21 protein-coding genes and 1 tRNA gene are annotated in these 25,821 nt (G+C 72.7%); 14 read left to right on the forward strand and 8 right to left on the reverse strand.

Annotated elements, in window-relative coordinates:
• Positions 1 to 18: 18 nt before the first annotated feature.
• Positions 19 to 3,015 carry a bifunctional [glutamine synthetase] adenylyltransferase/[glutamine synthetase]-adenylyl-L-tyrosine phosphorylase gene (locus ACFHPP_RS01355; RefSeq protein ID WP_437161464.1) on the reverse strand — a complete coding sequence of 999 codons (2,997 nt, stop codon included), beginning with the start codon at positions 3,013 to 3,015 and terminating at the stop codon, positions 19 to 21.
• A gap of 17 nt (positions 3,016 to 3,032) precedes the next feature.
• On the opposite strand from ACFHPP_RS01355, the gene ACFHPP_RS01360 reads away from it, so the two are divergent.
• Positions 3,033 to 6,203: a DUF3971 domain-containing protein gene (locus ACFHPP_RS01360; protein WP_437161465.1), complete on the forward strand. Its 3,171-nt coding sequence runs from the start codon at positions 3,033 to 3,035 to the stop codon at positions 6,201 to 6,203.
• Here ACFHPP_RS01360 and ACFHPP_RS01365 read toward each other — a convergent pair.
• Both ACFHPP_RS01365 and tyrS read right to left on the reverse strand, forming a co-directional pair.
• The gene (locus ACFHPP_RS01365; protein WP_437161466.1) at positions 6,142 to 7,851 is read right to left on the reverse strand and encodes a DUF6311 domain-containing protein; all 1,710 of its coding nucleotides are present in this window, start codon (positions 7,849 to 7,851) and stop codon (positions 6,142 to 6,144) included. The two genes, ACFHPP_RS01360 and ACFHPP_RS01365, sit on opposite strands and share 62 nt — an antisense overlap.
• A 58-nt stretch (positions 7,852 to 7,909) precedes the next feature.
• The gene (gene tyrS, locus ACFHPP_RS01370; RefSeq protein ID WP_437161467.1) at positions 7,910 to 9,145 is read right to left on the reverse strand and encodes a tyrosine--tRNA ligase; all 1,236 of its coding nucleotides are present in this window, start codon (positions 9,143 to 9,145) and stop codon (positions 7,910 to 7,912) included.
• 51 nt (positions 9,146 to 9,196) lie between these two features.
• On the opposite strand from tyrS, the gene ACFHPP_RS01375 reads away from it, so the two are divergent.
• Positions 9,197 to 10,291, forward strand: a complete 1,095-nt coding sequence (locus ACFHPP_RS01375) for an anhydro-N-acetylmuramic acid kinase (RefSeq protein ID WP_437161685.1) — start codon at positions 9,197 to 9,199, stop codon at positions 10,289 to 10,291.
• A gap of 18 nt (positions 10,292 to 10,309) precedes the next feature.
• Here ACFHPP_RS01375 and ACFHPP_RS01380 read toward each other — a convergent pair whose 3' ends face one another.
• Positions 10,310 to 11,926 (reverse strand): ATP-binding protein, encoded by a 1,617-nt coding sequence (locus tag ACFHPP_RS01380; RefSeq protein ID WP_437161468.1) that lies wholly within the window; start codon positions 11,924 to 11,926, stop codon positions 10,310 to 10,312.
• A 167-nt stretch (positions 11,927 to 12,093) separates the two neighbouring features.
• A complete protein-coding gene (locus ACFHPP_RS01385) occupies positions 12,094 to 12,762 on the reverse strand; it encodes an alpha/beta hydrolase (protein WP_430669997.1) in 669 nt (222 codons plus the stop codon).
• A 543-nt stretch (positions 12,763 to 13,305) separates the two neighbouring features.
• Here ACFHPP_RS01385 and ACFHPP_RS01390 point away from each other — a divergent pair.
• The 8 genes from ACFHPP_RS01390 to ACFHPP_RS01425 all read left to right on the forward strand — a co-directional run bounded on the left by ACFHPP_RS01390 (position 13,306) and on the right by ACFHPP_RS01425 (position 18,911).
• A complete protein-coding gene (locus tag ACFHPP_RS01390) occupies positions 13,306 to 13,791 on the forward strand; it encodes an Rrf2 family transcriptional regulator (RefSeq protein WP_437161469.1) in 486 nt (161 codons plus the stop codon).
• Positions 13,788 to 14,867, forward strand: a complete 1,080-nt coding sequence (locus tag ACFHPP_RS01395; protein WP_437161470.1) for a cysteine desulfurase family protein — start codon at positions 13,788 to 13,790, stop codon at positions 14,865 to 14,867. Before ACFHPP_RS01390 ends, ACFHPP_RS01395 begins: the two co-directional genes overlap by 4 nt.
• A gap of 5 nt (positions 14,868 to 14,872) precedes the next feature.
• A complete protein-coding gene (locus ACFHPP_RS01400; protein WP_437161471.1) occupies positions 14,873 to 16,087 on the forward strand; it encodes a cysteine desulfurase family protein in 1,215 nt (404 codons plus the stop codon).
• Between the two features lie 8 nt (positions 16,088 to 16,095).
• Positions 16,096 to 16,425: a ferredoxin family 2Fe-2S iron-sulfur cluster binding protein gene (locus tag ACFHPP_RS01405; RefSeq protein ID WP_430670001.1), complete on the forward strand. Its 330-nt coding sequence runs from the start codon at positions 16,096 to 16,098 to the stop codon at positions 16,423 to 16,425.
• Entirely contained in the window at positions 16,425 to 17,120 is a 696-nt protein-coding gene (locus ACFHPP_RS01410; RefSeq protein ID WP_437161472.1) for a TenA family protein, read from the forward strand. Before ACFHPP_RS01405 ends, ACFHPP_RS01410 begins: the two co-directional genes overlap by 1 nt.
• A 31-nt stretch (positions 17,121 to 17,151) precedes the next feature.
• Positions 17,152 to 18,249, forward strand: coding sequence for a tRNA 2-thiouridine(34) synthase MnmA (gene mnmA / locus ACFHPP_RS01415; protein WP_437161473.1), 1,098 nt, complete (start codon positions 17,152 to 17,154; stop codon positions 18,247 to 18,249).
• 39 nt (positions 18,250 to 18,288) lie between these two features.
• Positions 18,289 to 18,365 (forward strand) — tRNA-Met (locus ACFHPP_RS01420).
• A gap of 150 nt (positions 18,366 to 18,515) precedes the next feature.
• Positions 18,516 to 18,911 carry a response regulator transcription factor gene (locus tag ACFHPP_RS01425; protein ID WP_437161474.1) on the forward strand — a complete coding sequence of 132 codons (396 nt, stop codon included), beginning with the start codon at positions 18,516 to 18,518 and terminating at the stop codon, positions 18,909 to 18,911.
• Positions 18,912 to 18,917: 6 nt separating this feature from the next.
• On the opposite strand, the gene ACFHPP_RS01430 is transcribed toward ACFHPP_RS01425, so the two are convergent.
• From ACFHPP_RS01430 to ACFHPP_RS01440, 3 genes are all read right to left on the reverse strand, one after another.
• Positions 18,918 to 19,676 carry an SDR family NAD(P)-dependent oxidoreductase gene (locus ACFHPP_RS01430; RefSeq protein WP_437161475.1) on the reverse strand — a complete coding sequence of 253 codons (759 nt, stop codon included), beginning with the start codon at positions 19,674 to 19,676 and terminating at the stop codon, positions 18,918 to 18,920.
• A 2-nt stretch (positions 19,677 to 19,678) separates the two neighbouring features.
• Positions 19,679 to 20,446, reverse strand: a complete 768-nt coding sequence (locus tag ACFHPP_RS01435; protein WP_437161476.1) for a crotonase/enoyl-CoA hydratase family protein — start codon at positions 20,444 to 20,446, stop codon at positions 19,679 to 19,681.
• A 61-nt stretch (positions 20,447 to 20,507) separates the two neighbouring features.
• Complete coding sequence (locus ACFHPP_RS01440) at positions 20,508 to 20,978, reverse strand: MarR family winged helix-turn-helix transcriptional regulator (RefSeq protein WP_437161477.1); 471 nt, start codon at positions 20,976 to 20,978, stop codon at positions 20,508 to 20,510.
• 142 nt (positions 20,979 to 21,120) lie between these two features.
• Here ACFHPP_RS01440 and ACFHPP_RS01445 point away from each other — a divergent pair, with 142 nt between their 5' ends.
• From ACFHPP_RS01445 to ACFHPP_RS01460, 4 genes are all read left to right on the forward strand, one after another.
• Positions 21,121 to 22,893, forward strand: a complete 1,773-nt coding sequence (locus ACFHPP_RS01445) for a feruloyl-CoA synthase (protein WP_437161478.1) — start codon at positions 21,121 to 21,123, stop codon at positions 22,891 to 22,893.
• Positions 22,890 to 24,116: a thiolase family protein gene (locus ACFHPP_RS01450; RefSeq protein ID WP_437161479.1), complete on the forward strand. Its 1,227-nt coding sequence runs from the start codon at positions 22,890 to 22,892 to the stop codon at positions 24,114 to 24,116. Before ACFHPP_RS01445 ends, ACFHPP_RS01450 begins: the two co-directional genes overlap by 4 nt.
• Positions 24,113 to 24,538 carry an acyl-CoA thioesterase gene (locus tag ACFHPP_RS01455; RefSeq protein WP_437161480.1) on the forward strand — a complete coding sequence of 142 codons (426 nt, stop codon included), beginning with the start codon at positions 24,113 to 24,115 and terminating at the stop codon, positions 24,536 to 24,538. The genes ACFHPP_RS01450 and ACFHPP_RS01455 overlap by 4 nt, the downstream gene beginning before the upstream one ends.
• A gap of 206 nt (positions 24,539 to 24,744) precedes the next feature.
• Positions 24,745 to 25,734 carry a Bug family tripartite tricarboxylate transporter substrate binding protein gene (locus ACFHPP_RS01460; protein WP_437161481.1) on the forward strand — a complete coding sequence of 330 codons (990 nt, stop codon included), beginning with the start codon at positions 24,745 to 24,747 and terminating at the stop codon, positions 25,732 to 25,734.
• Positions 25,735 to 25,821 lie beyond the last annotated feature (87 nt).

Here is a 25,821-nt window from a genome sequence, read left to right on the forward strand (position 1 = left end):
GGGTGGGGCTCCGGCGGATCAGGCGGTTTCGGGGTCGCCGATGTGGCGGGTGAAGCTGGCGCGCACGGCCTGCGCGACCTCGCGCATCTGAGTGCGGAACGAGGCCTGGTCAACCGCGGGCTGCGGCAGGATCGGCGCGGTCGCGGCCAGCAGCGCCAGGGCCACCGGCTCCGGCAGCGCGGGCTCCGGCCAGCGTCCGACGGTCAGGCGCAGATGCGCGGTGACCGCGCGCCACAGCCGGTCGGCCAGGACCAGCGCCTCCGCCTCCTCCGCCGGCAGGATCTTCGCCCGCGCGAGGCCAGCCAGCGCGAGGCGGGTGGTGGGCGACAGCACGGCGGGCAGGCGGTGGGCATGGGCGACCTGCAGGGCCTGGGAGATGAACTCCACCTCTACCAGCCCGCCGGCCATGTGCTTCACATCCCACGGCCCATCCGCCGGCAGGTCGCGCAGCATCCGCGCCCGCATCGCCCGCGCATCGGACAGCACCTGCGCCGGGTCGGCGGCGCGGGTCTGCGCCTGGCGGATCGCCGCCTCCACCCTGCGCTTCAGGGCCGGCGCGCCGGCGACGAAGCGGGCGCGCGTCAGCGCCATGCGTTCCCAGGTCCAGGCCGATTCGACGTGGTAGCGGGTGAAGGCGCCGAGCGAGACGGCGACAGGGCCCTTGGAGCCCGAGGGCCGCAGCCGCATGTCCACCTCGTACAGCCGCCCCTCCGCCCCCGGCGCGGTCAGCGCGCCCACCACCTGGTTGGCGAGGCGGGCGAAATACTGGCTGGCCGGCAGCGCCTTCGGGCCGCCGGCGCTCTCGGTCGCTTCCGCCGCGTGGTCGTAGACCAGGATCAGGTCGAGGTCGGACCCCGGCAGCATGTCCCGCCCGCCGAGCTTGCCGAGCGCCACCACCCCCAGCGCGCCGCCCGGCACCTTGCCATGGCGCCGCGCGAAATCCTGCGCCAGCCGCGGCAGCAGCGCGCCGATGGCGGCATCCGCCAGCGCACTGCGGGCCAGGCCGGCGGCATCCGTCTCCAGCCGCCCTTCCAGCGCCGCCGCGTCGATCTCGAACTTGCCCTCCGTCACCAGGCGCCGTGCCGCCTCCAGCGCCTCCTCCAGGAAGCGGGCATCCTTCACCAGGGCGGGCAGGGAGGCCGCGGGGTCGACCTGCGGCGCGGCATGGCCGGCCAGAAGCCCGTCCAGCGCCGCCGGATTGCGGGAGAAATGGTGCGCCAGGCGGGGCGCGGCGCCGAGCACGAAGGCGAGGCGGTCCAGCAGCGCGGTGTTGCGCGCCAGCAGGCTGAGCACCTGCACGCCGGTGGGCAGGCGGGCCAGCGCGGTATCCAGCCGCATCAGCGCCGCATCCGGCTGCGGCTGCCGCGCGAAGGCGGCCAGCAGCGCCGGCATCAGCGCCGTCAGCAATTCCCGCGCCCGTTCGCTGCGCGTGGCGCGGGTGCGGCCATGGTGCCAGCCGCGCACGGTGGCCGCGACGGCGCCCGGATTCTGGAAGCCGAGGCCGCGCAAGGTCGCCAGCGTCGCCGGGTCGTCCTCCACCCCGGTGAACACCAGGTCGCCGCCGATCTCGTCCCCGGCCGACAGGTCCGGCGCGGTCTCGAACATCCCGGCATAGCGGCGCTCGACGCGGGTGAGGTGGCCGACCAGCGCGCTGGCGAATGCCTCCGGCGTCTCGTAGCCCATGAAGGAGGCGATGTTGGCGAGGCCCGGCGCATCCTCCGGCAGCCTGTGCGTCTGCCGGTCGGCCACCATCTGCAGGCGGTGCTCGACCTGCCGCAGGAAGCCGTAGGCATCGGCGAGGTCCGCCGCCGCGCGCCGGTCGATCTTGCCGGCGGCCGCCAGCGCCGCCAGGGCGCCCAGCGTGGTCGGGTCGCGCAGCGCCGGGTCGCGGCCGCCCCAGATCAGTTGCAGCACCTGCACGGTGAACTCGATCTCGCGGATGCCGCCGCGGCCGAGCTTCACGTCGTGGCCGGCGACCTGCACCTGGGCGTGCGCGCCCTTGTGGCCCTTGTGGGCGTGGATCTGGCGCTTGATGGAATGGATGTCCGCGACGGCGGCGAAGTCCAGGTGGCGGCGCCAGACGAAGGGCCGGATCTCGCGCAGGAAATGCTCGCCGAGCGCCCGGTCGCCCGCCACCGGCCGCGCCTTGATCATGGCGGCGCGTTCCCAGTTCTGGCCCATGCTTTCGTAGTAGCTGATGGCGGCCGGCAGGCTGACCGCCAGCGGCGTCGCGGCCGGGTCGGGGCGCAGGCGCAGGTCGGTGCGGAAGGCGTAGCCATCCTCCGTCCGCTCATCCAGCAGGCGCACAAGATCGCGTGCGAGCCGCACATAGATGGCGCCGGCCCGGTCCGCATCGTAGGTTGCAGTCTCCGGGTCATACAGCACCATGAGGTCGATATCCGAGGAGTAGTTCAACTCCCGTCCGCCGAGCTTGCCCATGCCGAGCACCACAAGGCCCGAGCCCTTGCAGGTCGCCCGTGGATCATGCCGCGCCGCGCCGCCCGCCAGCTTCAGGTCGCCGCGCGCCTGCGCCTCCCGCAGCAGATGCGCGCAGGCGTAGTCGGTGCAGGCATCGGCGAGGTCGGACAGGGCGCCGGTGACGCGGTCCAGCGCCCAGGTGCCGGAGATGTCGGCGACGGCCGCGATCAGCGCCGCCTGGCGCTTGGCGCGGCGCAGCAGCGTGGCGACGCCCGGGCGGGTGGCGGCGGGGTCGGCGCGGCCCAGCGGGTCCAGCGCCAGGGCGAAGGTCGCATCCGGTCCACGGTCCACCAGGCGCAGCAGGGTCGCGGATTCGCGCAGGGCCAGATCGGCCAGGTAGGGGCTGTGGCCGCCCAGCGAGGCCAGCAGCGCGGTTCCCTCGGTGCTGGCGCCGAAGGCCTTCTCCGCCGCGCCACGTTCGGCGAAGCGGGCGGCGAGGCTGGCCGCCGCCTCCGCGTCGTGGGCGCGCGGCAGGGCGGGCGGGGACGCGTCCAGGCTTGGAGCCGGAGCCGGGGTGGGCGCTTGCGGTCTGGGCATTGGCGGGCAGCGTGGCGATGAGGGCCGCCGCCGGTCAAGTGGCGCGGGAGGCGCATCGCGCGCTGCACCTGCTGTTCGGCCTGTTCTTCCTGCTGCTGCTGGCGACGGGCGCGCTGGCCTGGCGGCTGTCCACCGGCCCGGTCGAGCTGCCCTGGCTCGCCAGCACCATCGAGGACCAGGCCAATGCCCCCGGCGCGGATGGCACGCCGCCCGATGCGCTGCTGGAGGTTGGCCGCGCCGCGGTGGGCTGGCAGGGCTGGCGGGAGGGGCGGCTGACGCCGGTGGAACTGCAATTGTCGCAGGTCCGGATGCGCGAGCCGGATGGCAGCCTGCGGCTGGACCTGCCCGATGCCGCCATCACCCTGTCGCTGCCCTGGCTGCTGCGCGGGCAGGTCGCGCCGCAGCAGGTGGAGATGCGCCGGCCCGCGCTGCGCCTGCGGCGCTCGGTGGATGGCGAGGTGACGCTGCTGGTCGGGCAATCCGGCACGGAGGCGCCGGACAGCGCGACCACGGACCCGATGCTGGCCGAGTTGATGCGCGCGCCCTCCGACGACACCTGGCTGTCCGCGCTGCGCCTGGTGCGGATCGTGCAGGCGCGGGTGGTGGTGGAGGATGCGGCGCTCGGCCTGACCTGGACGCTGGACGACGCTGACCTGGTGCTCCGCCGGCGGCCCGGCGGCGGCGTCTCCGGCACCGCGACCGCGACGCTGCTATTGGGCGCGGAGCGCGTGCCGGTCAGCGGCTCCGCCGAGATCGTGGCGGGCGGCGCGGCGGGCGGCGTGGCCGACATCGCCTTCCGCCTGCTGCTGCCGGAATTGCGCCCGGCCCTGCTGGCCGCCGCCGCGCCCGGCCTGGCGCCCCTGGCGCGGCTGGATGCAACGGCGCGGATCGAGGTCGCGGGCCGCATCGACAGCGCGGGCCGCTTCCGCGACCTCCAGGCGCGGCTGGCGGCCGGGGTGGGCTCGATCGATGTCGGGCCCGGCCCGCGCCTGGCGATCGAACGGCTGGAGGTGGCGCTGGAGGCGACGCGGGACCGGCTGCTGGTGCCGGCCGCGACCCTGGTGCTGGCCGGTCCCTCGCCGCCGACCCTGACCCTGGCGGCGGAGGCGAGCCGTGCCGACGACACTTGGCGCGGCACCGCGACCCTCGGCCTGGACGCGGTGCCGATCGCCGATCTCGGGCGGCACTGGCCGGAGGCGCTGGCCCCGCCGGTGCGCCGCTGGATGGTGCAGAACCTGACGGCCGGCACCGCGCGGGACGGGCAGTGGCGGCTGGCCGGGCAGGCCGCGGCGGATGGCAGTGGCCTGCGCGTGACGGAGTTGTCCGGCCGGCTCGCGGTGCAGGATGCGACGGTGCACTGGCTGCGGCCGATCCCGCCCGCCGAACTCGCCAGCGGCACGGTCGATTTCGACCTGCAGGCGATCACCATGCAGGTCACCGGCGGGCGCCAGGCCGGCGTGGTGGTGCGGGATGGCACGGTGCGCTTCCTGCTGCCGCCGCAAGGCCAGGACTCGGCGGAGATCGCCATCAACCTGGCCGGCCCGGTGGCGGATGCCATCGCCGTGGTGAAGCACCCGCGGCTGCGCCTGTTCGAACGCGCGCCGCTGCCCATCAAGGACCCGCGCGGCCAGATGGAAGGGCGGCTGGAAATTGCCTTCCCGCTGCTGTCGGACCTGCCGGTGGAGCAGTTGCAGATCCGCGTGCAGGCGCGGCTGCGGCAGGCGACCATCGCGGATGTGCTGCTCGGCCGGCCGCTGGAGGGCGGCGTCATCGACCTGAACGTGACCAACACCGGGCTGCGCGCCACCGGCACCGCGACCTTCGCCGGCATCGCCGCGCGGCTGACGGTGGAGATGGATTTCCGGGCCGGCCCGGCCAGCCAGGTGGTGCGGCGGGAGACGGTGCGGGCGACCACGAATGCCCGCACCATCGCCGAGCTCGGGCTGGACCTGACGGACCTGGTCGAAGGGCCGGTCGGGCTCGACGTCGCCACCGAGACCCGCCGCAGCGGCCAGGGCCGCGCCACCATAAAGGCGGACCTCCGCAACGCCCGGATGATGATCGACCCGCTCGCCTGGGCCAAGCCGCCCGGCCAGAACGCGGGGGCCGAGGTGGTGCTGCGGCTGAACGGCGAGACGCTGCTGGCGATGGACAGCTTCCGGGTGGAGGCGCCCGCCTTGCTTGTGCGCGGCGCCGCCGCCTTCGGGCGTGGCGCGCGGATGGAACAGCTCATCATCCAGGACGCCGCGGTGGAGGAAAGCCGCCTGAGTGGGGAGGCGCTGCCCCCCGCCGAGCCCGGCGCCCCGTGGGTGGTGACGCTGCGCGGGCCGGTGCTCGACCTGCGCCGGGCCTTCGCCGCCGAGGAGGCCCGTGCGGAGGCGCCGGCGGCGGAGGATCGTTCGCCCGCCTTTTCCGCCAATGCGCGCATCGACCGCGTGCTGATGGGGCCGGGGCGCGAGATCGGCGCGGTGCAGGCGCGGGTGCAGGTGGATGCGCGGGGCGTGGTCCGTGCCGGCAGTGTCACCGGCCGGGCCGGGCCCCGCGGCAATTTCCAGGCCGACATCGCCCCGGCCGGTGCCGGCCGCAGCCTGCGGCTGGAGGCGGAGGATGCCGGGGCGCTGCTCGGCGCCTTCGACGTGCTGCGGACGCTGGAAGGGGGCAGGCTATCCGTGCAGGCGGCCTATGCCAGCAACCGCCCCGGCGCGCCGCTGGTGGGCACCGCCGTGATGAACGACTTCGCCATGCGCAACGCGCCCGGCTTCGCCAAGCTGTTGCAGGCGATGACGCTGTACGGCGTGCTGGAGGCGGTGGCCGGGCCGGGCCTCGGCTTCACCCAGCTCGTCGCGCCGTTCAGCCTGACGCCGGAGGTGCTGACGCTCGGCGAGGCGCGCGCCTTCTCCGCCTCGCTCGGGCTGACGGCGAAGGGGACGCTGAACCGACGAACCCGGCGGCTGGCGATCGAGGGCACCATCGTGCCGGCCTATTTCTTCAACTCGCTGCTTGGCAACCTGCCGATCATCGGGCGCCTGTTCGCGCCGGAAGCCGGCGGCGGGCTGTTCGCGGCGACCTTCCAGTTGAACGGGCCGGCCGAAGACCCGCAGGTCAGCGTCAACCCGCTGGCCGCGCTTACTCCGGGCTTCCTGCGCGGGCTGTTCGGGATCGGGCAGGCGGGGCCGGCGGCGCCGTGAGCAGGGGGGTCTGGTGCCAGCCGGGCGCCAGCACCCACAGCCCGTCGAAGCGGGCCAGCAGGTCGCGGTCCGGGTCATGCCCGGCGCGCGCGGCCTCCAGCATCGGGCCCTCGGCCAGGACATAGAGGCTGCCTGGTTCCGGGTTGCGCCACCGCAGGCGATCCTCGGTGGTCGCATTCAGCGCTGCCACACGGACCGGGTCGAGGCGGGCGAGGTACACCGCATCGGTGGGCAGGCCGTGGGTCGCGGCCAGCACGGCGACCTCCTCCCAATGCGTGGCCTGGAGGCCGGTGGGCGCCAGGCGGATGCGGGCGTAGCGCGTGGTGGCCTCGGACCAGAACGGGTCGGCCAGGCGCAGCGGGGCGGTGGTGGGGGCGGGGCGGAAATAGCCGGCAAGGCGGGCGAAGCCGGGTTGCAGGTCCACCACCTGCACAGCCAGCAGCGCCGCCAGCGCGAAGCCGGTGCGTCGGCCGCCCGACGCATGGGCCAGCGCGGCGATGGCGCCGAACAGCGCGGCATAGGCCAGCGGCCAGAAGAATCGCACGGAAGCGCGCAGCGCATCGGCGAGCGCCAGCACCCGCTCCGGCAGCTCGGCCAGCACAAGCACCACCTGCCCACCGATGGAGACCCGGTGGGTGATGGCGATGGCCAGCATCACGGCGAGCCCCGCCACCAGCGGCCAGCGCCGCGCCAGGCCGGGACGCGGCCGCCAAGCATAGGCCAGCAGCCCCGCCGCGATCAGCAGCAGGCTGCCGAGGCCGAGGTAGCTGTCCTTCGATTCCAGGTGATCGGCACGCGGCAGTTGCGGCAGCAGGCCGCCCCAATGGGTCGGGTCGAAGGGCGCCAGCAGGTCCAGCTGCATTTCGCCGAACCCGCCCCAGGTGCCGCCGAGGCCGCCGCCGAGCAGGAAGAACCCGGCCGCCCAAAGCCCCGCCAGGCCGGCGCCCGGCACGCCAACCGCTTCCACGGCCAGCAGCGCCACCCGGCGCTGCGGTTGCAGGGCGCGGGCGAGCCAATCCGTGGCCCATAATCCGGCGACCATCGGCAGCAGGTAGGCGTGGATCAGGGAGGCTGCCAGCACCAGCCCCGCCCAGGCGAGCGGCCGGCGCCAGGGCGCGGCCGGCGTCAGGCAGAGATACAGGGCCGCCAACAGCAGGAACTGCCCGCCGAGCGCGAAGTGGCCACCCATGCGGTTCAGCAGGATGGGTTGCAGCACGAACAGCGCCGCACCGGCCAGCCGTGCCAGCCCATCCTTCGTCACCAGCCCGATCAGCCGCCAGGCCAGCAGCACCTGCAACGCGCCGCAGGCGAACAGCCAGAGCCCCCAGTATTGCGGCACCTCCACCAGCGGATGCAGCGCCTTGAAGGCGAAGGCCAGCAGCGGGATCGAGTCCGAGTAGAAGATGGAGGAGCCGACCTCCAGCCCCCAATCCGGGTTCGCGCCGGGCGGCCACATCCAGGGCGAGCGGGCGAAATAGGTCCAGCCGAGCCAGTACTGCACCGGGTCCGGCCCGATGGTGCCTTCCAGCATCCATCCGGTGCTTCGGGGCGGCAGGATCTGCCAGCCATAGACCGCGGCCACCACGGCGAGGCCGATCAGGGCGGCGGCGAGCCCCTCGGCCGCAGAAGTCCAACCGCCGCGACGCATGCCCGCAATCTCCACCGTGCCGGCCTTGTGCCGCGGCTTCGTGGCTATTTGTGGATGCTCACCCCGCCTGGCGCACCAGCAAATGCCGCTTGCGGCCGAGTGAGAGCTTCGCCGCCCCATCGCGCAGGTCCGCCACGGTGACCTGCGCCGCTTCGTCGCCGACCGGCGCGTCGTTCAGGCGGACGCCGTTCTGCTTGATCAGGCGGCGCGCCTCGCTTTTGCTGGCCACCAGCTTCGCCTCCGCCAGGATATCGACGATGCCGGCGGGCAGGGCGGTGGCGTGGCTCGGCAGCGTCTCGGCGGCCTCGCCCTGTTCGAACGCGCGGCGGGCGGTTTCGGCGGACGTCTCGGCGGCCGCGCGGCCATGCAGCAGCGCGGTCGCCTCGGTCGCCAGGATCTTCTTCGCCTCGTTCACCTCGGCGCCGGACAGCGCGCCGAGGCGGCGGACCTCGTCCATCGGCAGTTCGGTGAACAGGCCGAGGAAGCGGCCGACATCCGCATCCTCGACATTGCGCCAGAACTGCCAGTAGCCGTAGGGCGCCAGCCGGTCCGGATTGAGCCACACGGCGCCGCCCGCCGTCTTGCCCATCTTGGTGCCGGAGGCCGTGGTCAGCAGCGGCGTGGTCAGGCCGAAGGCCTCGGCCCCCGCCATGCGGCGCACCAGGTCGGCGCCCATGATGATGTTGCCCCACTGGTCCGACCCGCCCATCTGCAGCGTCACGCCCAGCCGCCGGTGCAGTTCCAGGAAGTCATAGGATTGCAGCAGCATGTAGTTGAATTCGAGGAAGCTGAGCGGCTGGTCGCGGCCCAGCCGCAGCCGCACACTGTCCATGGTCAGCATGCGGTTGACGCTGAAATGCCGGCCGACCTCGCGCAGGAAGGGGATGTAGCGCAGCTCGTCCAGCCATTCGGCGTTGTCGAGCATGATGCCCGCCCCATGGCCAAACTCCAACGGGCCGAACTCCAGGAAGCTGTCGAAGGATTTGCGGATCCCGGCCTTGTTCGCCTCGATCTGCGCATCGTCGAGCAGCGGTCGCGCGTCGTCGCGGAAGGAGGGGTCGCCGATCTTCGTCGTGCCGCCGCCCATCAGCGCCACCGGGCGGTTGCCGGTGCGCTGCAACAGGCGCAGCAGCATGATCGACAGCAGGTGGCCGACATGCAGGCTGTCCGCGGTGCAGTCGAAGCCGACATAGGCGCTGACCCGGCCGCTCGCGGCCAGTCCTTCCGCATCCGTCACCTGGTGGATGAAGCCGCGCTCACGCGCGATGTGCAGGAAATCCTGGGTGGCCGTCATGGGTCTTTGGGGCTTCCGAAACTGTGGGCGGCGTAGCACGGTGGCCCCATGCTGAGAACAATCGGGCTGATGAGCGGCACCTCCCTCGATGGAGTCGATGCCGCCTGGGTGGAGACGGACGGAGAGGCGATCGGGCGGCTCGGCCCGGTGCTGACGCTGCCCTACGCGCCGGCGCTGCGCCGCGACCTGCGCGAATTGCTCGACCGCGCGCCGGAGCTGGCGGGCGACGACCCGTTCCTGGCGAGCTGCGTGGCGCGGCTGACCGAGCGGCACATCGAGGCGGTGCGCGCCATCGGCTGGCCGGCGGACCTCATCGGCTTCCACGGCCAGACCATCCTGCACCGCCCAAGCCGACCGGGATCCAACATGCCGGGCTTCACCTGGCAGGTCGGCGATGCGCAGCGCCTGGCGCGGGAGACGGGGATCACCGTCGCGCATGATTTCCGCTCCGCGGATGTGGCCGCCGGCGGGCAGGGGGCGCCGCTGGTGCCGGTGGTGCATGCGGTGATGGCCGCCCGCCTGCCGAAGCCGCTGGCCATCCTGAACCTGGGCGGGGTTGGCAACGTCACCTGGATCGGGGAGGACGGCACGCTCGTGGCCTTCGACACCGGCCCGGCCAACGGCCCGCTGGATGACTGGGCGCGGCGTTCCACCGGCGAGCCCTATGACCGCGACGGCAGGCTCGCGCTGGCGGGGCAGGCGGATGGCGGCGTGCTGGCGCCGCTGATGGCGCATCCCTGGCTGGCCGCGCCGCCGCCGAAATCGCTCGACCGTCTGGATTTCGACCGCGCGCTGAAGGAGGCCGGCGCCGGCGCGCTGTCGCCGCAGGATGGCGCCGCCACCCTGGTCGCGTTCTGCGCCATCTGCGTCGCCGCCGCGGCGCGGCACTTTCCCGCCCCGCCGGTGCAATGGCTGGTGGCCGGCGGCGGGCGGCGCAACCCGGCGATGATCCGCGCGCTGGGGGCGGCCCTGGCGGAGCCGGTGCGGGCGGTGGAGGTGGCCGGCTGGAACGGCGATGCGCTGGAGGCGCAGGCCTTCGGCGTGCTGGCGGCGCGGGTCTGGCGCGGGCTGCCGCTGACCTTTCCGGGGACGACCGGCGTGCCGGCGCCATGGCCGGGAGGGCGGCTGGTCGGGCCGCTGCTCTGAGGAGCGCGCATCTGCGATCTACGCCGCCGGCGCCTGCGCCAGTCGATCCAGCGTCGACAGTTCCTCGGCCAGTTCCTCGACGCTGACCGGCTTGCGCATCACCCGCAGGAGCGGATCGGTCGCGGCCCGTTCGGAGAACTGGCGGTCGAGGTCCTGCTCCAGGTTGCCCGTCAGCAGCAGGGCGGGAAGCCGGGCGAGCGATGGCGAGCCGCGAACCGACTCGATCAGCGCGAGGCCGTTGGTCCCTGGCATCCCGTAATCCGTCACCAGGACATCCGGCTGTTCCCCGGCCGACAGCAGCGCCAGGGCGCCATCGCCGCTGCTGGTCCGCAGGACCGAAAAGCCCTGGTCGGCCAGGCTCTCGGCCAGGAAGTTCCGGACCAGCGCGTCGTCATCGACCAGCAGGATGCGCAGGGGGCGCGTGGCCATGGTCGACGACGTTCGCGGTTTTTCGACCAGCTTCATCGCCGTGGCGGCGGGGAGGCGGATGGTGACGGTGGTCCCGGTGCCGAGGGCGCTCTCGATCAAAAGCGTGCCAGATGATTGTTCGACGAAGCCGCGCGCCATCGCGAGCCCGAGCCCGGTGCCTGCTCCGGCAAGCTTGGTCGAAAAGAATGGCTCGCCGACCCGTGCAAGGACGTCGGGGGCCATGCCCTCGCCGGTGTCACCTACGCTGATCCGGACATACCTGCCGGCATCCAGCCCGAGGGCGCGCGCGCCCTCGGGAGACAGGTATTCCTCCGTCGCGCTGATGCTGAGGGTACCGCCCTGCGGCATCGCGTCCCGCGCGTTCGTCGCCAGGTTCACCAGAACGGTCTCCAGCTGCCCGCGGTCGGTGAGCAGCGCGGGAAGCGGGCGGTCGGCGTCGATCTCGGTCCGGATCTGCGCGCCGAGCGTATGCCAGAGGATCTCCCGCAGGCCGCGCACGAGGCCGGCCGGGTCGACCGGCTCCAGCCGCAGTTCGCCGCGGCGCGCGAAGGACAGGAGCCGCCGCGTGACCGAGCCGCCGCGCTGGGTGGCTTCCTCGACCATCTGCGCCAGGTGCCGCACGGCATCGGGACTTTCCGCGCGCCGGCGGATGAGGCTCGCGCCGCTCTGGATCGCCTGCATGATGTTGTTGAAGTCGTGGGCCACGCCGCCGGCGAGCTGTCCCAGGGCGCGCAGCCGCTGGTCCTGCGCAAGCTTGAGCTGGGCCGCCTCCCGCGCCGCGACCTCGACGCGGACCCGTTCCTCGAGCGAGGTGTTCAGGCGCTGCAGTTCCTCGGCGAGGTGGGCGCTGCGGGCCTTCTCGTCCTCCACCCGGTTGACCGCGGAGTTCATGAGGTGGACCACGACGATATCGACCAGCACGACCGCCACGAAGAAGACCAGGGCGATGACCTCCGGCGTGGTGACGAGCGCGAAGGAGCCGTAGGGCGCGATGAAGAAGTACCAGGCCGCCATCGTGCTCAGCGCCCCGGTGACAAGGCCGGGGCCCATGCCGCCGAAATAGGTCGCCAGCAGCACGGCCGGGAAGAAGGTGAGGAAGGGAAAGCCGAGCGGGGGCAGGATCGGGCCCAGGGCATAGCGCCCGGCGAGTGCGGCGCTGAAAAGGCCGATGCCGAGGAGATGCCCGCGCGCGGTGCCCGTCCCCACGGCCCGGCGGGACTGCAGCCCGGACCGGAAGCTGGAGAGTGACAAATTGGGCCTTTCTCGCGCAGAGGAATCAGGCCCTGCGTGCGCCTGGTTGCGCCCGCAAAAAACCCGGCCGGACCCGAAGCGCGAGGCTTCGGGTCCGGCCGGGTCCTTGCCGCCGGGAAACGTCAGTCGGCGGCGAGCGCCATCCGGTTGCGGTTCAGCATGCCCATGACGTGGTCTTCCGCCGCATCGGCCACCTGTTCCGCCTGGGGCGGGGTGTAGATGTGGCCGGCGCCGGGCATCACGCGGTAGTCGATGGCGATGCCCTTCTGGGTGTTCAGCTTGTCCACCAGCTTCCGCACGCTGGGCTCCGGCACCAGCTCATCGTCGGAGCCATGCAGGATCAGCCCGTTGCAGGGGCAGGGCGCCAGGAAGCCGAAATCGTAGTGGCTGGCGGGGGCGGAGACGCTGACGAAGCCGCCCATCTCCGGCCGCCGCATCAGCAGCTGCATGCCGACATAGGAGCCGAAGGAATACCCCGCGACCCACAGCGAGGAGGCGTTCGGATTCACCGCCTGAAGGAAGTCGAGCGCCGCCGCCGCATCCGAGATCTCCCCGATCCCGCCATCGTAGCGGCCCTGGCTGCGGCCGACGCCGCGGAAATTGAAGCGGAGGGTCGAGAAGCCCATCGCCTGGAAGCGCTGGTACAGCGCGTGAACGACGCGGTTGTTCATGGTGCCGCCATGCAGCGGATGCGGGTGCAGGATCAGCGCGACCGGCGCATGCGCCTGCTTCGCGTGATGATAGCGGCCCTCGAGCCGGCCATCGGGCCCGGCGAACATGACTTCAGGCATCGTTCAAAAGATCCAGTCCATGTTGGGTCCGCGGTGCGCCGGGGAGAACCGGCTGCCACGAACCATGGCCGGGGAGGGATGAGTGCAGCGCATCCGCCCCTCGGCCGTTTGGGGAACCACCACGCCGCCGCCGCGACGCGCCTCGGGCCAGATCGAATCTGAAAGCCGCGCCCATTTCCCGTCCGGCCCGCATAGTTGACGGCGCAGGTCGGGAACAATAGCCTTGGCTTGGCAGCGGCGTCCCGGGGTTGCGTCCAGGGCGGCTGCCTCGCAAGGCGACAGGGGTCGCGGTCATTCGGCTCCGGTCGTAGCTCTGGTGGGTGCGGCAGGCCGCGCCCGAGGACACCCCCGGGCAGGCTCCCGAACCCAGGGGTCCAGCCAATATAGGTGAGGTGCCCTCAGCTTTCATATCGGATTTACGGCATGGCCCGCATGTTCCTGTCTTTGGGCTCCTTCACCGGCCGGTCGTCCGGTCATTTGCGCTGCCCCAGCTTCGGCGGGAGCAGCGATAATGCAGGCTGACACGCAGGGCGGGAGACCCGCATGAGGCTTTCCACCCGCGGTCGCTACGCCGTGATGGCGATGGTCGAACTCGCCGCGCGCCAGCAGGGCGAGTCGGCGGAATGCGGCGCGGTGACGCGGCCGCAGGTCAGCCTGGCGGAGATCGCGCAGGCGCAGCGGCTGTCGCTGGCCTACCTCGAACAGCTGTTCGGCCCGCTGCGGCGCGCGGGGCTGGTCGCCTCCGTCCGCGGCCCGGGCGGCGGCTACATGCTGGCACGGCCGGCGCGGGAGATTTCCATCGCGGTGATCGTCGAGGCGGTGGATGAATCGATCCAGGCGACCCGCTGCGAGGAGGGCGGGCCAGGGTGCCTCGCCGGGGATCGCTGCCTGACGCATGATTTGTGGGCGGAACTCGGCAGCCAGATCAAGATGTTCCTGGAGGGCGTGACGCTGGCCGACGTGGTCTGCGGCCAGGTGATGGGGCGCGCCACCTGCCCAACCGCCGCCGGGCGCTCGCCGGAGCCATGACCCTTTACCTCGACGCCAACGCCTCCGAGCCGCTGCGGCCGGCGGCACGGGCGGCGGTGCTGGCGGCGCTGGACCTGGCGGGCAATCCGTCCTCGGTCCATGCCGCCGGGCGGGCGGCGCGGCGGCTGCTGGACCGGGCGCGGGACCAGGTGGTCGCGCGCTTCGGCCCGGCCGAGGTGGTGTTCACCGCCGGCGGGACGGAGGCGAATGCGCTGGCAATCCGGGGCCTGGCCGCCGGCCGCCGGGTGCTGGTGGGGGCGACGGAACACCCGGCCGTGCTGGCCGCGGCCCCTGGCGCGGCCCTGCTGCCGGTGCGGCCGGACGGCACCCTGGACCTGGATGCGCTGGAGGCGGCCTTGCGCGGGGCGCCCGCGCTGGTCTGCCTGATGGCGGCGAACAACGAGACCGGCGTGATCCACCCGGTCGCGGCGGCCGCGGCGCTGTGTCGCCGGCACGGCGCGCTGCTGCATGTGGATGCGGTGCAGGCGGCCGGGCGCATTCCGGTGACGCTCGAAGCTTTCGGCGCCGACAGCCTGGCGATCTCCGGCCACAAGCTCGGCGGGCCGAAGGGCGCGGGCACGCTGCTGCTGCGGCCGGGGCTCGGCCTGGCGCCGCTGATCGCCGGGGGCGGCCAGGAACGCGGCCGGCGCGGCGGCACCGAACCACTGCCCGCCATCGCGGGCCTGGGCGCGGCGGCGGAGGCGGCGGACCCGGCGGAGGCGGCCCGGTTGGCGGCGCTGCGGGACGCCATCGAGGCCGGCTGCCACGGTGCCGAGGTCTCCGGCGCCGGCGCGCCGCGCCTGCCCAACACCACCAGCCTGATCCTGCCCGGCCATGCGGCGGAGACTCAGGTGATCGCACTCGACCTCGCCGGGATGCAGGTCTCGGCCGGCGCCGCCTGTTCCTCGGGCAAGGTCGGGCGCAGCCATGTGCTGGCCGCGATGGGCCTCGCGGAGGGCGCGATCCGCGTCTCGCTGCCCTGGGATGCGCCGCCCGACGCGGCGGAGCGTTTCGTCCAGGCTTGGTCCGCCATGCGCGACCGCCTCTCCCGCCGCACCCTGGCCGGGGCCAGATGAGCTTCATGACCAGCCGTCCGAACCGCCCGATCTACCTCGACAACCACGCCACCACGCCGTGCGACCCGCGCGTGCTCGCGGCGATGCGGCCGTGGTGGGAGGAGAACTTCGCCAATCCCGGCTCCGTCGAGCACGGCATGGGGCGGGAGGCGGAGGCGGCGGTGGACCAGGCGCGCGCGCAGGTCGCGGCGCTGATCGGCGCGGAGCCCACGGAAATCCTGTTCACCTCCGGCGCGACGGAGGCGAACAATTTGGCGATCAAGGGCGCCGCCCGCTTCGCCGCGAGCCAGGGCACGGAGCGGCGCCGGGTCGTCACGCTGGTGACCGAGCACAAATGCGTCCTGGAAAGCGTCCGTGACCTGGCCGCGGAGGGCTTCGAGCCGGTGCTGCTGCCGGTGCGGCCGGACGGGCTGCTGGACCTCGCGGTGCTGGAGGCGGCGCTGGCCGAGGCGCCGACGCTGCTGGTCTCTGTCATGGCGGTGAACAACGAGATCGGCGTGGTGCAGGACCTCGCCGCCATCGGCGCCATGGTGAAGGCGCATGGCGCGCTGTTCCATACCGATGCGGCGCAGGCGGCGGGGCGCCTGCCGCTGGATGTGGGGGATATCCGGGCCGACCTCCTCTCCCTGTCCGGCCACAAGGTCTATGGGCCGAAGGGCATCGGCGCGCTGTATGTCCGGCGCCGGCCGAGGGTGCGCCTCGCGCCGCTGTTCTCCGGCGGCGGGCAGGAACGCGGGCTGCGCTCCGGCACCCTGCCGGCGCCGCTGGTGGTCGGCTTCGGCGAGGCCTGCCGGATCGCGGCGCTGGAGGGCGCGCTGGATGCCGGGCGCATCGCCGGGCAGCGGGCGCGGTTCCGGGATGCGCTGGCGGCGCAGGTGCCGGGGCTGCTGGTGAACGGGTCGGAGGCGGCCCGCGTCGCCGGCAACCTGTCGCTGTCCTTCCCGGGCGGCGTCACCGCGCAGGCGATCATGGCGGCGGCGCCGGAGCTGTGCGTCTCCACCGGTTCCGCCTGTTCCTCGGCCGAGGTCGAGCCCAGTTATGTGCTGGCCGCGCTCGGTTTGCCGGAGGCGCAGGCCCGCGCGACCTTGCGCATCGGCATGGGGCGCTTTACCTCGCCGGCGGATGTGGATCGAGCCGCCGCGGCCCTGGGCGCCGCCTGGCGCCGGGCCATGGAAACCTCGAACAGGTCCGACAGCCCCCGGACACGCGCGGCGGAGTAGAGTCGAAGATGCCGAAGATGACCTTCATCGAGCGGAACGGGATTCCGAAGGAAGTCGATGCCCCGCTCGGGCTTTCGGTGCTCGAGATCGCGCACAAGCATGGCGTGGATATCGAGGGCGCCTGCGAGGGTTCGCTGGCGTGCTCCACCTGCCATGTCGTGGTCGATGCCGGCTGGTACGGCAAGCTGGCCGGCGCGACGGAGGATGAGGAGGACATGCTGGACCTCGCCTTCGACCTGCAGGAAACGTCCCGCCTCGGCTGCCAGATCATCATGACGGATGCGCTCGACGGGCTGGTGGTGAAGCTGCCCTCCGGCACGCGCAACGCCGGCGGCTGATGTCGGCCTGGGAGACGGATTTCGGCGCGGAGGGCGGGCTGTTCCGCCGGCTGCGCGCGGAAGCTGCCGCGGATTGGCAGGCCTACACCTGGCACGACTTCGTGCGCCGGCTGTCCGACGGCACGCTGCCCCTGGCCGCTTTTCGCAACTTCCTGATCCAGGACTACCTGTTCCTGATCCACTTCGCCCGCGCCCAGGCGCTCGCGGTGTTCAAGGCCGAGAGCCTCCCGGCCATGCGGCAGAAGTCGGGCTCGATCGCGGCCATCCTGGAGGAGACCGCGCTGCATCTCGGCTACTGCGCCGAATGGGGCATCGCCGAGGATACGGTGCGCGCCACGCCGGAATCGGCGGAGACGGTCAGCTACACCCGCTACGTCATCGACCGTGGCCTGGCTGGCGACATCCTCGACCTGGAAGTGGCGCTGGCGCCCTGCACGGTGGGCTATGGCGAGGTCGCGCTGCGCATCCTGGCCGACCCGAACCGCAGGGTGCAGGGCAACCCCTACCAGAGCTGGATCGAGGCCTACGCCGCGCCCGCCTACCAGGCGCTGGCGCGCGGTGCCGCAGCGCGGATCGACGCGCTGGGCGAGAGCCATGGCGGCCACGCGCGGTTCCCCATCCTGGCCGCGACCTTCGGGGAAGCCGCGCGGCTGGAGCAGCGTTTCTGGCAGCAGGGGCTGGACGCGGCGGCATGAGGGTTCTTGTGGCCCCCCTCATGGCGAAGCCATGAGGATCCTTGTTGCCATGTCGGGTGGCGTGGACAGCAGCGTCGTCGCGGCGCTGCTGGTGGAGCAGGGGCACGAGGTGATCGGCGCCACCCTGCAATTGTACGACCACGGCGCCGCCATCCAGAAGAAGGGTGCCTGCTGCGCCGGGCAGGACATCCACGATGCGCGCCGCGTCGCCGACAGCCTCGGCATCCCGCACTACGTGCTGGACCGCGAGCAGCGCTTCCGGGAAGCCGTGATCGACGATTTCGCGGATACCTACGCCCGCGGCGAAACCCCCATCCCCTGCATCCGCTGCAACCAGACCGTGAAGTTCCAGGACCTGGTGGCGCTGGCCGAGGATCTGGGCTGCGAGGCGCTGGCCACGGGCCACTACGCCCGCCGCGTGGAAGGCCCCCAGGGCGCCGAGCTGCACCGCGCCGCGGACCCGCTGCGCGACCAGTCCTATTTCCTATTCGCCACCACCCGCGCCCAGTTGCAGTTTTGCCGGTTTCCGCTCGGCGACATGCCGGACAAGGCTGCGGTGCGGGAGGTGGCGCAGCGGCTGGGCCTGGCGGTGGCGGCGAAGCCGGACAGCCAGGACATCTGCTTCGTGCCCAAAGGCAGCTACGACCGCCTGGTGGCGAAGCTGCGGCCGGAGACGGCGGAGCCGGGCGAGATCGTCGACCTCGATGGCCAGGTGCTCGGCCGGCACCAGGGCATCGGCCGCTACACGGTCGGGCAGGGGCGCGGCCTCGGCCTGGGCGGTGGCGCCGGGGAACGCCTGTTCGTCACCGCGATCGAGCCCGGCCGCCGCCGCATCGTGGTGGCGCCGCGCGCCGCGCTGGCTCGCACCGAGGCCACCGCCGGCGAGGTCAACTGGCTGGTCTCGCCACCCGCCTCGCCCCGCGCGGTGCAGGTGAAGCTGCGGGGGCGGGAGGCGCCGCGCACGGCGGAGGTGGCGTGGGATGCCGATGCGGGCCTGCTGCACCTGACGCTGGCGGAGCCCAACATTGTCGCCGCAGGCCAGGCCTGCGTGCTGTACGAGGGCGACCAGGTGCTCGGCGGCGGCTTCCTGCGCGCCGCCAGCGTTGACAGGGGCGGGGTGGCGGCGTAATCGCGGCGCCGCTTCAGCGACATCCCGAGCGGAGTCCGGGGCGGCGTAGCTCAGCTGGTTAGAGCACGGCACTCATAATGCCGGGGTCAGCGGTTCAAGTCCGCTCGCCGCTACCATCACCCCTGTGGCGCCAGCCGTGCGGGAAAACCTTCCCAAAGTGTGAGCGACAACTTCTTGGGAAGACCCGATTCGCGACTCCGGCAACCGGACGCAACCGACTAACGTTGATGCAAACGTGGGCAGACTGCAATTCCCCGGAGCACAGCGTGGCCTTTGCACGACAGGTCCTGGTGGTTGAAGACGATGTCGGGTTGCGTCGGCTCCTGACCGACGTCATCGCCACCGATCCGGCCTTCACCGCCGATGGCGCCGGCAGCATCGCGCAGGCGGAGGCGCTGCTGGCCGCATCGGGAAGTGGCTATGACGCCATCCTGCTGGATCTGGGCCTGCCGGATGGCGATGGCGGCGAATTCTGCGAGCGCCTGCGGCACCGCGGCGTCACCTGTCCCATTATCATGCTGACCGGCTGCGTCGCGCGGGGCGACCTGGGCCGGGGCCTGGATTGCGGCGCCAGCGACTACCTGGCCAAGCCGGTCGGCGTCGCCGAATTGATGAGGCGTCTGCGGCTTCAGTTGGACCTCGCCCTGCCGCTCGCCCGCTGAAGGCCCTCAGGCCGGCGGCAGCCGCAGCGCGCCGTCCAGGCGGATCGTCTCGCCGTTGAGCAGCGGGTTCGCCGCGATCGCCAGGACCATCGCCGCGTATTCGTCCGGCCGGCCCAGGCGGGGCGGGAACAGCGGCATCTTCCCCAGGCTCTCCCGCGCCTCCGGCGTCAGCGTATCCATCAGCGGGGTGTGGAACAGGCCGGGCGCGAGCGTCACCACGCGCACGCCGAGCCGCGAAAGCTCCCGCGCCGCCGGCAGGGTCAGCGCCACCACGCCGCCCTTGGAGGCGGCATAGGCGCATTGGCCGATCTGGCCCTCATAGGCGGCGATGGAGGCGGTGGCGACGACGAGGCCGCGCTGGCCATCGGGCAGCGCCTCGTTCGTCGTCATCCGCGCGGCGGCCAGGCGCAGCAGGTTGAAGGTGCCGACCAGGTTCACGCGGATCACCCGCTCGAACAGCGCCAGGTCGTGCGGGCCCTGGCGGCCGGCGACGCGGCCGGCGGGGGCGATGCCGGCGCAGGCCACCGCGAGGCGCAGCGGGCCGAGGCCGGCGGCGGCCTCCACCGCCTCGGCCATCGGCGCTTCCTCCGCCACGTCGCCGGCGACCGCGAGGCCGCCGATGCGCTCGGCCACCGCCTGCGCGGCGGCTGCGTTGATGTCCAGCACGACGACCTTGGCGCCGGCGGCCGCCAGCGCCTCCGCCGTCGCGGCGCCGAGGCCGGAGCCGCCGCCGGTGACCAGTGCCGATGCGCCACGAAGATCCATGCTCAGGCCTCCCCCGCCTTGGCCGCCCGCTTCTCCAGGAAGGCGGCGAGGCCAGCCTGGGCTTCCGGGCCGGTCTGCGCCAGGGCGGCCATCATGCTCTCGACGAACAAGCCATCCTCCTCCGACATGTCCTGGATGCGCGGCAGCGCCTGCAGCACGCCGAGCACCGTCAGCGGCGCCATTCTTGCCATTTTGGCCGCCAACTCGCCGGCCTTGTCCGGGGCCGCGCCGGGCGGGGTGACATGGGTGACGAGGCCGGCGCGTTCCGCCGCCGCCGCATCCAGCGCGCGCCCGGTCAGCATCATGTCCGCCATCCGCGCGGCGCCGATGATGCGGGCGACATGCACGCTGGCGCCGCCGCCGACGAAGATGCCGCGCGATCCCTCGGGCAGGGCGAAGAAGGCGGTCTCATCCGCCACGCGGATGTGGCAGGCGGCGGCCAGTTCCAGCCCGCCGCCGACGCAGGCGCCATGCACCGCCGCCACCGCCGGCACCCGCCCGCCCCGGATGCGCCGGAACACCGCGTGCCAGCCGCGCGAATGGTGGAACACCGCGGCCGCATCGCGCGCGGTGTGCTCGGACAGGTCGAGGCCGGCGGAGAAGCAGGGGCCATGGCCGAACAGCACGATGGCCCGCGCGGCATCCTGTGCCTGCGCCACCGCGGCATCGAGCGCGGACAGCAGCCCATCGTTGATGGCGTTGCGCTTGGCCGGGCGGTTCAGGCCGATCCAGGCGACGCCGTCGCGAAGCTCCAGGCTGACCGGGTCCATCGGCGCGTCCCTTTAGTTATGCGCCATAACGATAGGCGCCGAGGCGGGGGCTGGGCAAGCCTCAGCCGCGGGCGATGCGGCGGAGCGCGGACAGCAGCGCGGCGCGTTCGGCGGCATCCAGGGCCGCCGCCAGATGCGCCTCGGTCCGCGCCTCCGCCGCCTCGCCCTGCCGCAGCAGCGCGGCCCCGGCCGGCGTCAGGCGCAGGCGGTTGGCGCGGCGGTTGCCGGCTTCCTCCGTACGCCGGATCAGTCCCTCCGCCTCCAGCGCCGCCAGCAGCACGGTGAGGTTGGAGGGCTTGATGTGCAGCGCCTCCGCCAGCACCGCCTGGCGGATATCCGGGTTCGCCTCCAGCAGCAGCAGCACGCCGAGGCGGCCGGGCGTCAGGCCGAGCGGGCCGATGGCGCGGTGCAGCGTGTCGAAACTCGCCTGTTGCGCCAGGCGCAGCCAGAAGCCGAGCTTGTCGTCGAGCGGCGAAAGGTCGGCGTCTGGCGGCGCCGGGGCTTCGGCGACGCGGCGGCGGGGGATGGCCATGCGCATCTGTTACAGGATGCCGGGTGGGCCTTAAAGGGGGCGCGGGGTTCTTGTTATGATGCATAACAATAATCGCGTCGGGGGGATTGGGATGTCCGCAGCTTCCAGGTCGCCGGCCCCGAGACCGATGGGGGCGGCCCCGGTGCGTTTTGCGCCGCGGCCGGATGGCACGCTGCTGGTCGCGCCCGTCCCGGCGCTCGGCGCCTATCCGCGCAGCCTCACCGAGCGCCTGGCGCAGTACGCGGCCGAAGCGCCGGAGCGCACGCTGATCGCGCAGCGCGACAAGGCGCTGGGTGGCGACTGGCGACGGATGTCCTATGGCGCGATGTGGCAGGCGGTGCAGTCGCTGGGCCAGGCGCTGCTGGATCGTGGGCTGTCGGCGGAACGCCCGCTGGTGTTTCTTTCGGGCAATTGCCTGGAACAGGCGATGCTGACGCTTGCGGCGCTGCATGTCGGCGTGCCGGTGGCGCCGGTTTCGCCGAGCTATTCCCTGCTGGCGACGGATTTCGTGAAACTGCGGCACTGTCTTGCGCTGCTGACGCCCGGGATGGTGTTCGCGAATGACGGCGCCCGCTTCGCCACTGCAATGGCCGCCTGCGTGCCGCCGGGGTGCGAGGTGGTGGCGACGCGCAACGGGGCGCAGGGAACCACGGCTTTCGCCGACCTGCTCGCCACCCCGCCCACCGCCGCCGTCGCTGAGGCCGCCGCACGGGTCGATCCCGATGCACCCGCGAAAATCCTGTTCACCTCGGGGTCCACGGGGCAGCCCAAGGGCGTCATCAACACGCAGCGCATGCTCTGTTCGAACCAGCAGATGCTGCGGGAGGCGTTTCCCTTCGTGGCGGAGGAACCTCCCGTGCTGCTGGACTGGCTGCCCTGGCACCACACCTTCGGCGGCAACCACAATGTCGGCCTGGCGCTGTACAATGGCGGCACGCTGTACCTGGATGACGGCCGGCCGGTGCCCGGCGGCTACGCCGAATCGCTGCGCAACCTGCGCGAGATCGCCACCTCCATCCACTTCAACGTCCCGCGCGGCTTCGAGGAACTGGTGCACCACCTGGGCGAGGATGCGGCGCTGCGCGCGCGCTTCTTCTCCAGGCTGCACATCATGTTCTACTCCGCGGCCGGCCTGCCGCAGCACATCTGGGACGCGCTCGACCGTCTGGCGCTGGCCGAGTGCGGCCGGCGCATCCCGATGTTCACCGGCCTCGGCGCGACGGAGACCGCGCCCTTCTGCCTGATCGTGCGCGAGGCGTTTTCCCAGTCCGGCGCCGTCGGCCTGCCGGCGCCGGGGATCGAGATGAAGCTGGCGCCGGTGGCGGGCAAGATGGAGGCGCGGGTGAGGGGGCCTTCCATCACGCCCGGATACTGGCGCAACCCGGAGGCCACGGCGGCGGCCTTCGACGAGGAAGGCTTCTACCGCTTCGGCGATGCGCTGGTGCCGCTCGACCCCGAAGACCTGCACAAGGGCTTTCGCTTCGACGGGCGGATCACCGAGGACTTCAAGATGGCGACCGGCACCTGGGTCAGCGTCGGCCCGCTGCGCGCGCGCGTGACGGAAGCCTGCGCGCCCTATGTGAAGGACGTGGTGATCGCCGGCCAGGATCGCGACGCGCTCGCCGCGATCCTGCTGCCGGAACGCGAGGCGGTGGCGGGGCTTCCGGCGGACGCGTTGCGCGCGCGCCTGGCCGAAAAGCTGGCGGCGCTGGCGGCGACGGCGACCGGCAGTTCCAACCGCATCGCCCGCGCCGTGCTGCTGGACGCGCCGCTGTCGCTGGAGGCCGGCGAGATCACCGACAAGGGCTCGATCAACCAGCGGGCGGTGCTGGCGCAGCGCGCGGCGCTGGTCGAGGCGCTGTACGCCGATCCGCCCGGCGCCGACATCATCATCTGCACGGAGCCCTCCGCATGACCGCGCTGCACACCGAGTGGCAGGATGCCTGGCTGCTCGCCGGCGCCCGCACGCCCTTCGCCGATCTCGGCGGGCCGCTGGGGAAGGTGTCTCCCATCGACCTCGGCATCCGCGCGGCGCGCGGGTCCATCGCGAAGGCGGGTGTGACTCCGGCGGAGATCGGCCATGTCGTCGCCGGCTCCGTCGCGCAGGCGAGCTTCGACGCCTACATGCTGCCGCGCCATATCGGGCTGTATGCCGGTGTGCCGCAGGACGTGCCGGCACTGCTGGTGCAGCGGGTCTGCGGCACCGGGATCGAGGCGCTGGTGCAGGGCGCGACGGCCGTGGACCGACAGGGCGCCGGGGTTTCGCTGTGCGTCGGCGCGGAGAGCATGAGCCGCAACCCGATCGCCGCCTACACCCATCGCGGCGGCTTCGACCTCGGCGCGCCCGTCGGGTTCAAGGACTTCCTGTGGGAGGCGCTGGACGACCCGGCCTGCGGGCTGAGCATGGGCGGCACGGCGGAGGAACTCGCGAAGCGCCACGGCATTTCCCGCGCCGAGGTGGACGCCTTCGCGGCCCGGTCCTTCGAGCGCGCGCTGGCGGCGCGCGAGGCCGGGTTCTTCGACGACGAGATCGTGCCGGTGGTGTCCGAGACATTCTCACGGGAGGGCCTGCGCGACCGCGGCATAGCCCTGCCGCGCCGGGTGGCGGAGGTCGCGGCCGACACGCATCCGCGACCCTCGCCCATCGAGGCATTGGCAAAGATCCGGCCGGCCTTCGGTGGCGTGCAGACCGGCGGCAATTCCTCCGCCGTGGTCGATGGCGCCGCGGCCGCGCTGGTGTGCAGTGGTGCCTATGCCAAAGGCCGCGCGCCGCTGGCGCGGCTGGTGGCGGCGGCGGCGGTGGGCTGCCCGCCGGAGATCATGGGCATCGGCCCGGTGCCGGCGATCCGCGCCCTGCTGGAGCGCGCCGGGCTGCGGCTCGACCAGATCAACCTGGTCGAGATTAACGAGGCCTTCGGCGCACAGGTCATGGCCTGTTCGCGCGAACTCGGCCTGGATGAGGCGCGGCTGAACGTGCATGGCGGCGCCATCGCGCTCGGCCATCCCCTGGCCGCCACCGGGCTGCGCCTGGCGCTGACCTGCGCGCGGGCGCTGCGGCTGCGCGGCGGGCGCTACGGCATCGCCTCGGCCTGCATCGGCGGCGGGCAGGGCATCGCGCTGCTGATCGAGGCGGCATGACCACGCTGCTCAACACGCGCGCCGTCACCATCGCCTGGGGCGACTGCGACCCGGCCGGCATCGTCTTCTACCCGCGCTACTTCGAGTATTTCGACGCCTGCACCGCCGCCCTGTTCCAGCGTGCGCTCGGCATGCCGAAGATCCGCTGGACGGCAGCGCACGGCATCATCGGCATCCCGATGGTGGATACCCGATCGAAGTTCTCCGTCCCCTCGGTGTTCGGGGACGAGGTGGTGGTGGAAAGCCGCGTCGCCGCCTTCCGCCGTTCCAGCTTCGACATCCACCACCGCCTGCTGCGCCCGGATGGCGCGCTGGGGGTGGAGGGGTTCGAGACCCGCGTCTGGGCCGCCCGCCACCCGGACGACCCCGGCCGCATCAAGGGCGTGCCGATCCCGGCGGAGGTCATCGCCGCCTTCGGCTGAGGTTCTCAGCGGCCCGGTCGCTTGACCGGTCCGAGGCCGCGAATGCGGCCCGCCGCTTATGCGACGAAGCCAAGGAAACCGGAGGTTTCCGCCCGGCGTGTGAGGGCCTTCGGGATTATGCCACATAACAATGGTGCCGCCCGGCGGCACCGTGCAGAGTGTGAACAGACACCGGCGCAACGACGCCGACAGGAGGAGCATCAAGGATGAACATCGTCATCGGGCGCCGCGGCGCAATGGGACTCGGCGCGGCCGCCATCGCCGCATCCGGCGTCCGGCCGGCCTCGGCGCAGACCATCAACCGCACCGTCCGCGCCATCGTCGGCTTCCCGGCCGGCGGATCGTCGGACGTCGTCGCGCGGCTCTATGCCGACAAGCTGCGCGGCATCTACGCGCAGAACATCATCGTGGAGGGCCGCGTCGGCGCCGCGGGGCGCATCGCGGTGGAGGCAGTAAAGGCCGGCGAGGCGGATGGCAGCATCTATTTGCAGACCCCCGCCTCCATGCTCACCCTGCAGCCGCACGTCTTCCCGCGGGAGGTGCGCTACGACGCGCTGACCGACCTGATCCCGGTCTCCACCGTCTGCACCTTCCCCTTCGCCATCGCCGTGCCGAGCAGCCATCCGGCGAAGACACTGGCCGAATTGATCACCTGGCTGAAGGCGCAGAGCGGCGACGTGCCCTTCGCCTCCCCGGCCGCGGGATCGGCGCCCCATTTCCTCGGCGTGATGCTGGGCAAGAAGATCGGCGCGCGGCTGACCCATGTGCCGTATCGCGGCGCGGCGCCGGCGATGCTGGACCTGGTCGGCGGGCGGCTGCCGGTGTTCGTCGGCGTGCTCGGCGACATCTCGCCGCAGCATGGCAGCGGGGCGCGGATGCTGGCGGTGTCCTCCGTGCAGCGCAATCCGCGCTACCCGGACCTGCCGACCTTCGCCGAACTCGGGCACCCCGAGATGAACAAGGACGAGTGGTTCGGCGCGCTGCTGCCGGCCAATACGCCCGCCAACATCGTGGGCGCCCTGCACGCCGCCATCGTGCAGGTGGCGCGAAGCCCGGACATGGTGGCGGCGCTGGACCGGCTGGAATACCTGCCGACGGTGTCCGACAGCCCGGCCGATTTTGCGGCGCGCATCCGGCGGGAACGCGAAGAGTGGGGACCCATCGTGCGGGAAAGCGGCTTCCAGCCCGAGAACTGAGCAATTGCGGCCGGGTGCCTTCGCGGCGCCCGGCTGTGGCCATGGCCATCCGCGATACCGGCGGGAAGATCGGTTGCGCTCCGGCCC

Source organism: Falsiroseomonas sp. E2-1-a20 (genome assembly GCF_051433195.1).
GTDB lineage: Bacteria > Pseudomonadota > Alphaproteobacteria > Acetobacterales > Acetobacteraceae > Falsiroseomonas.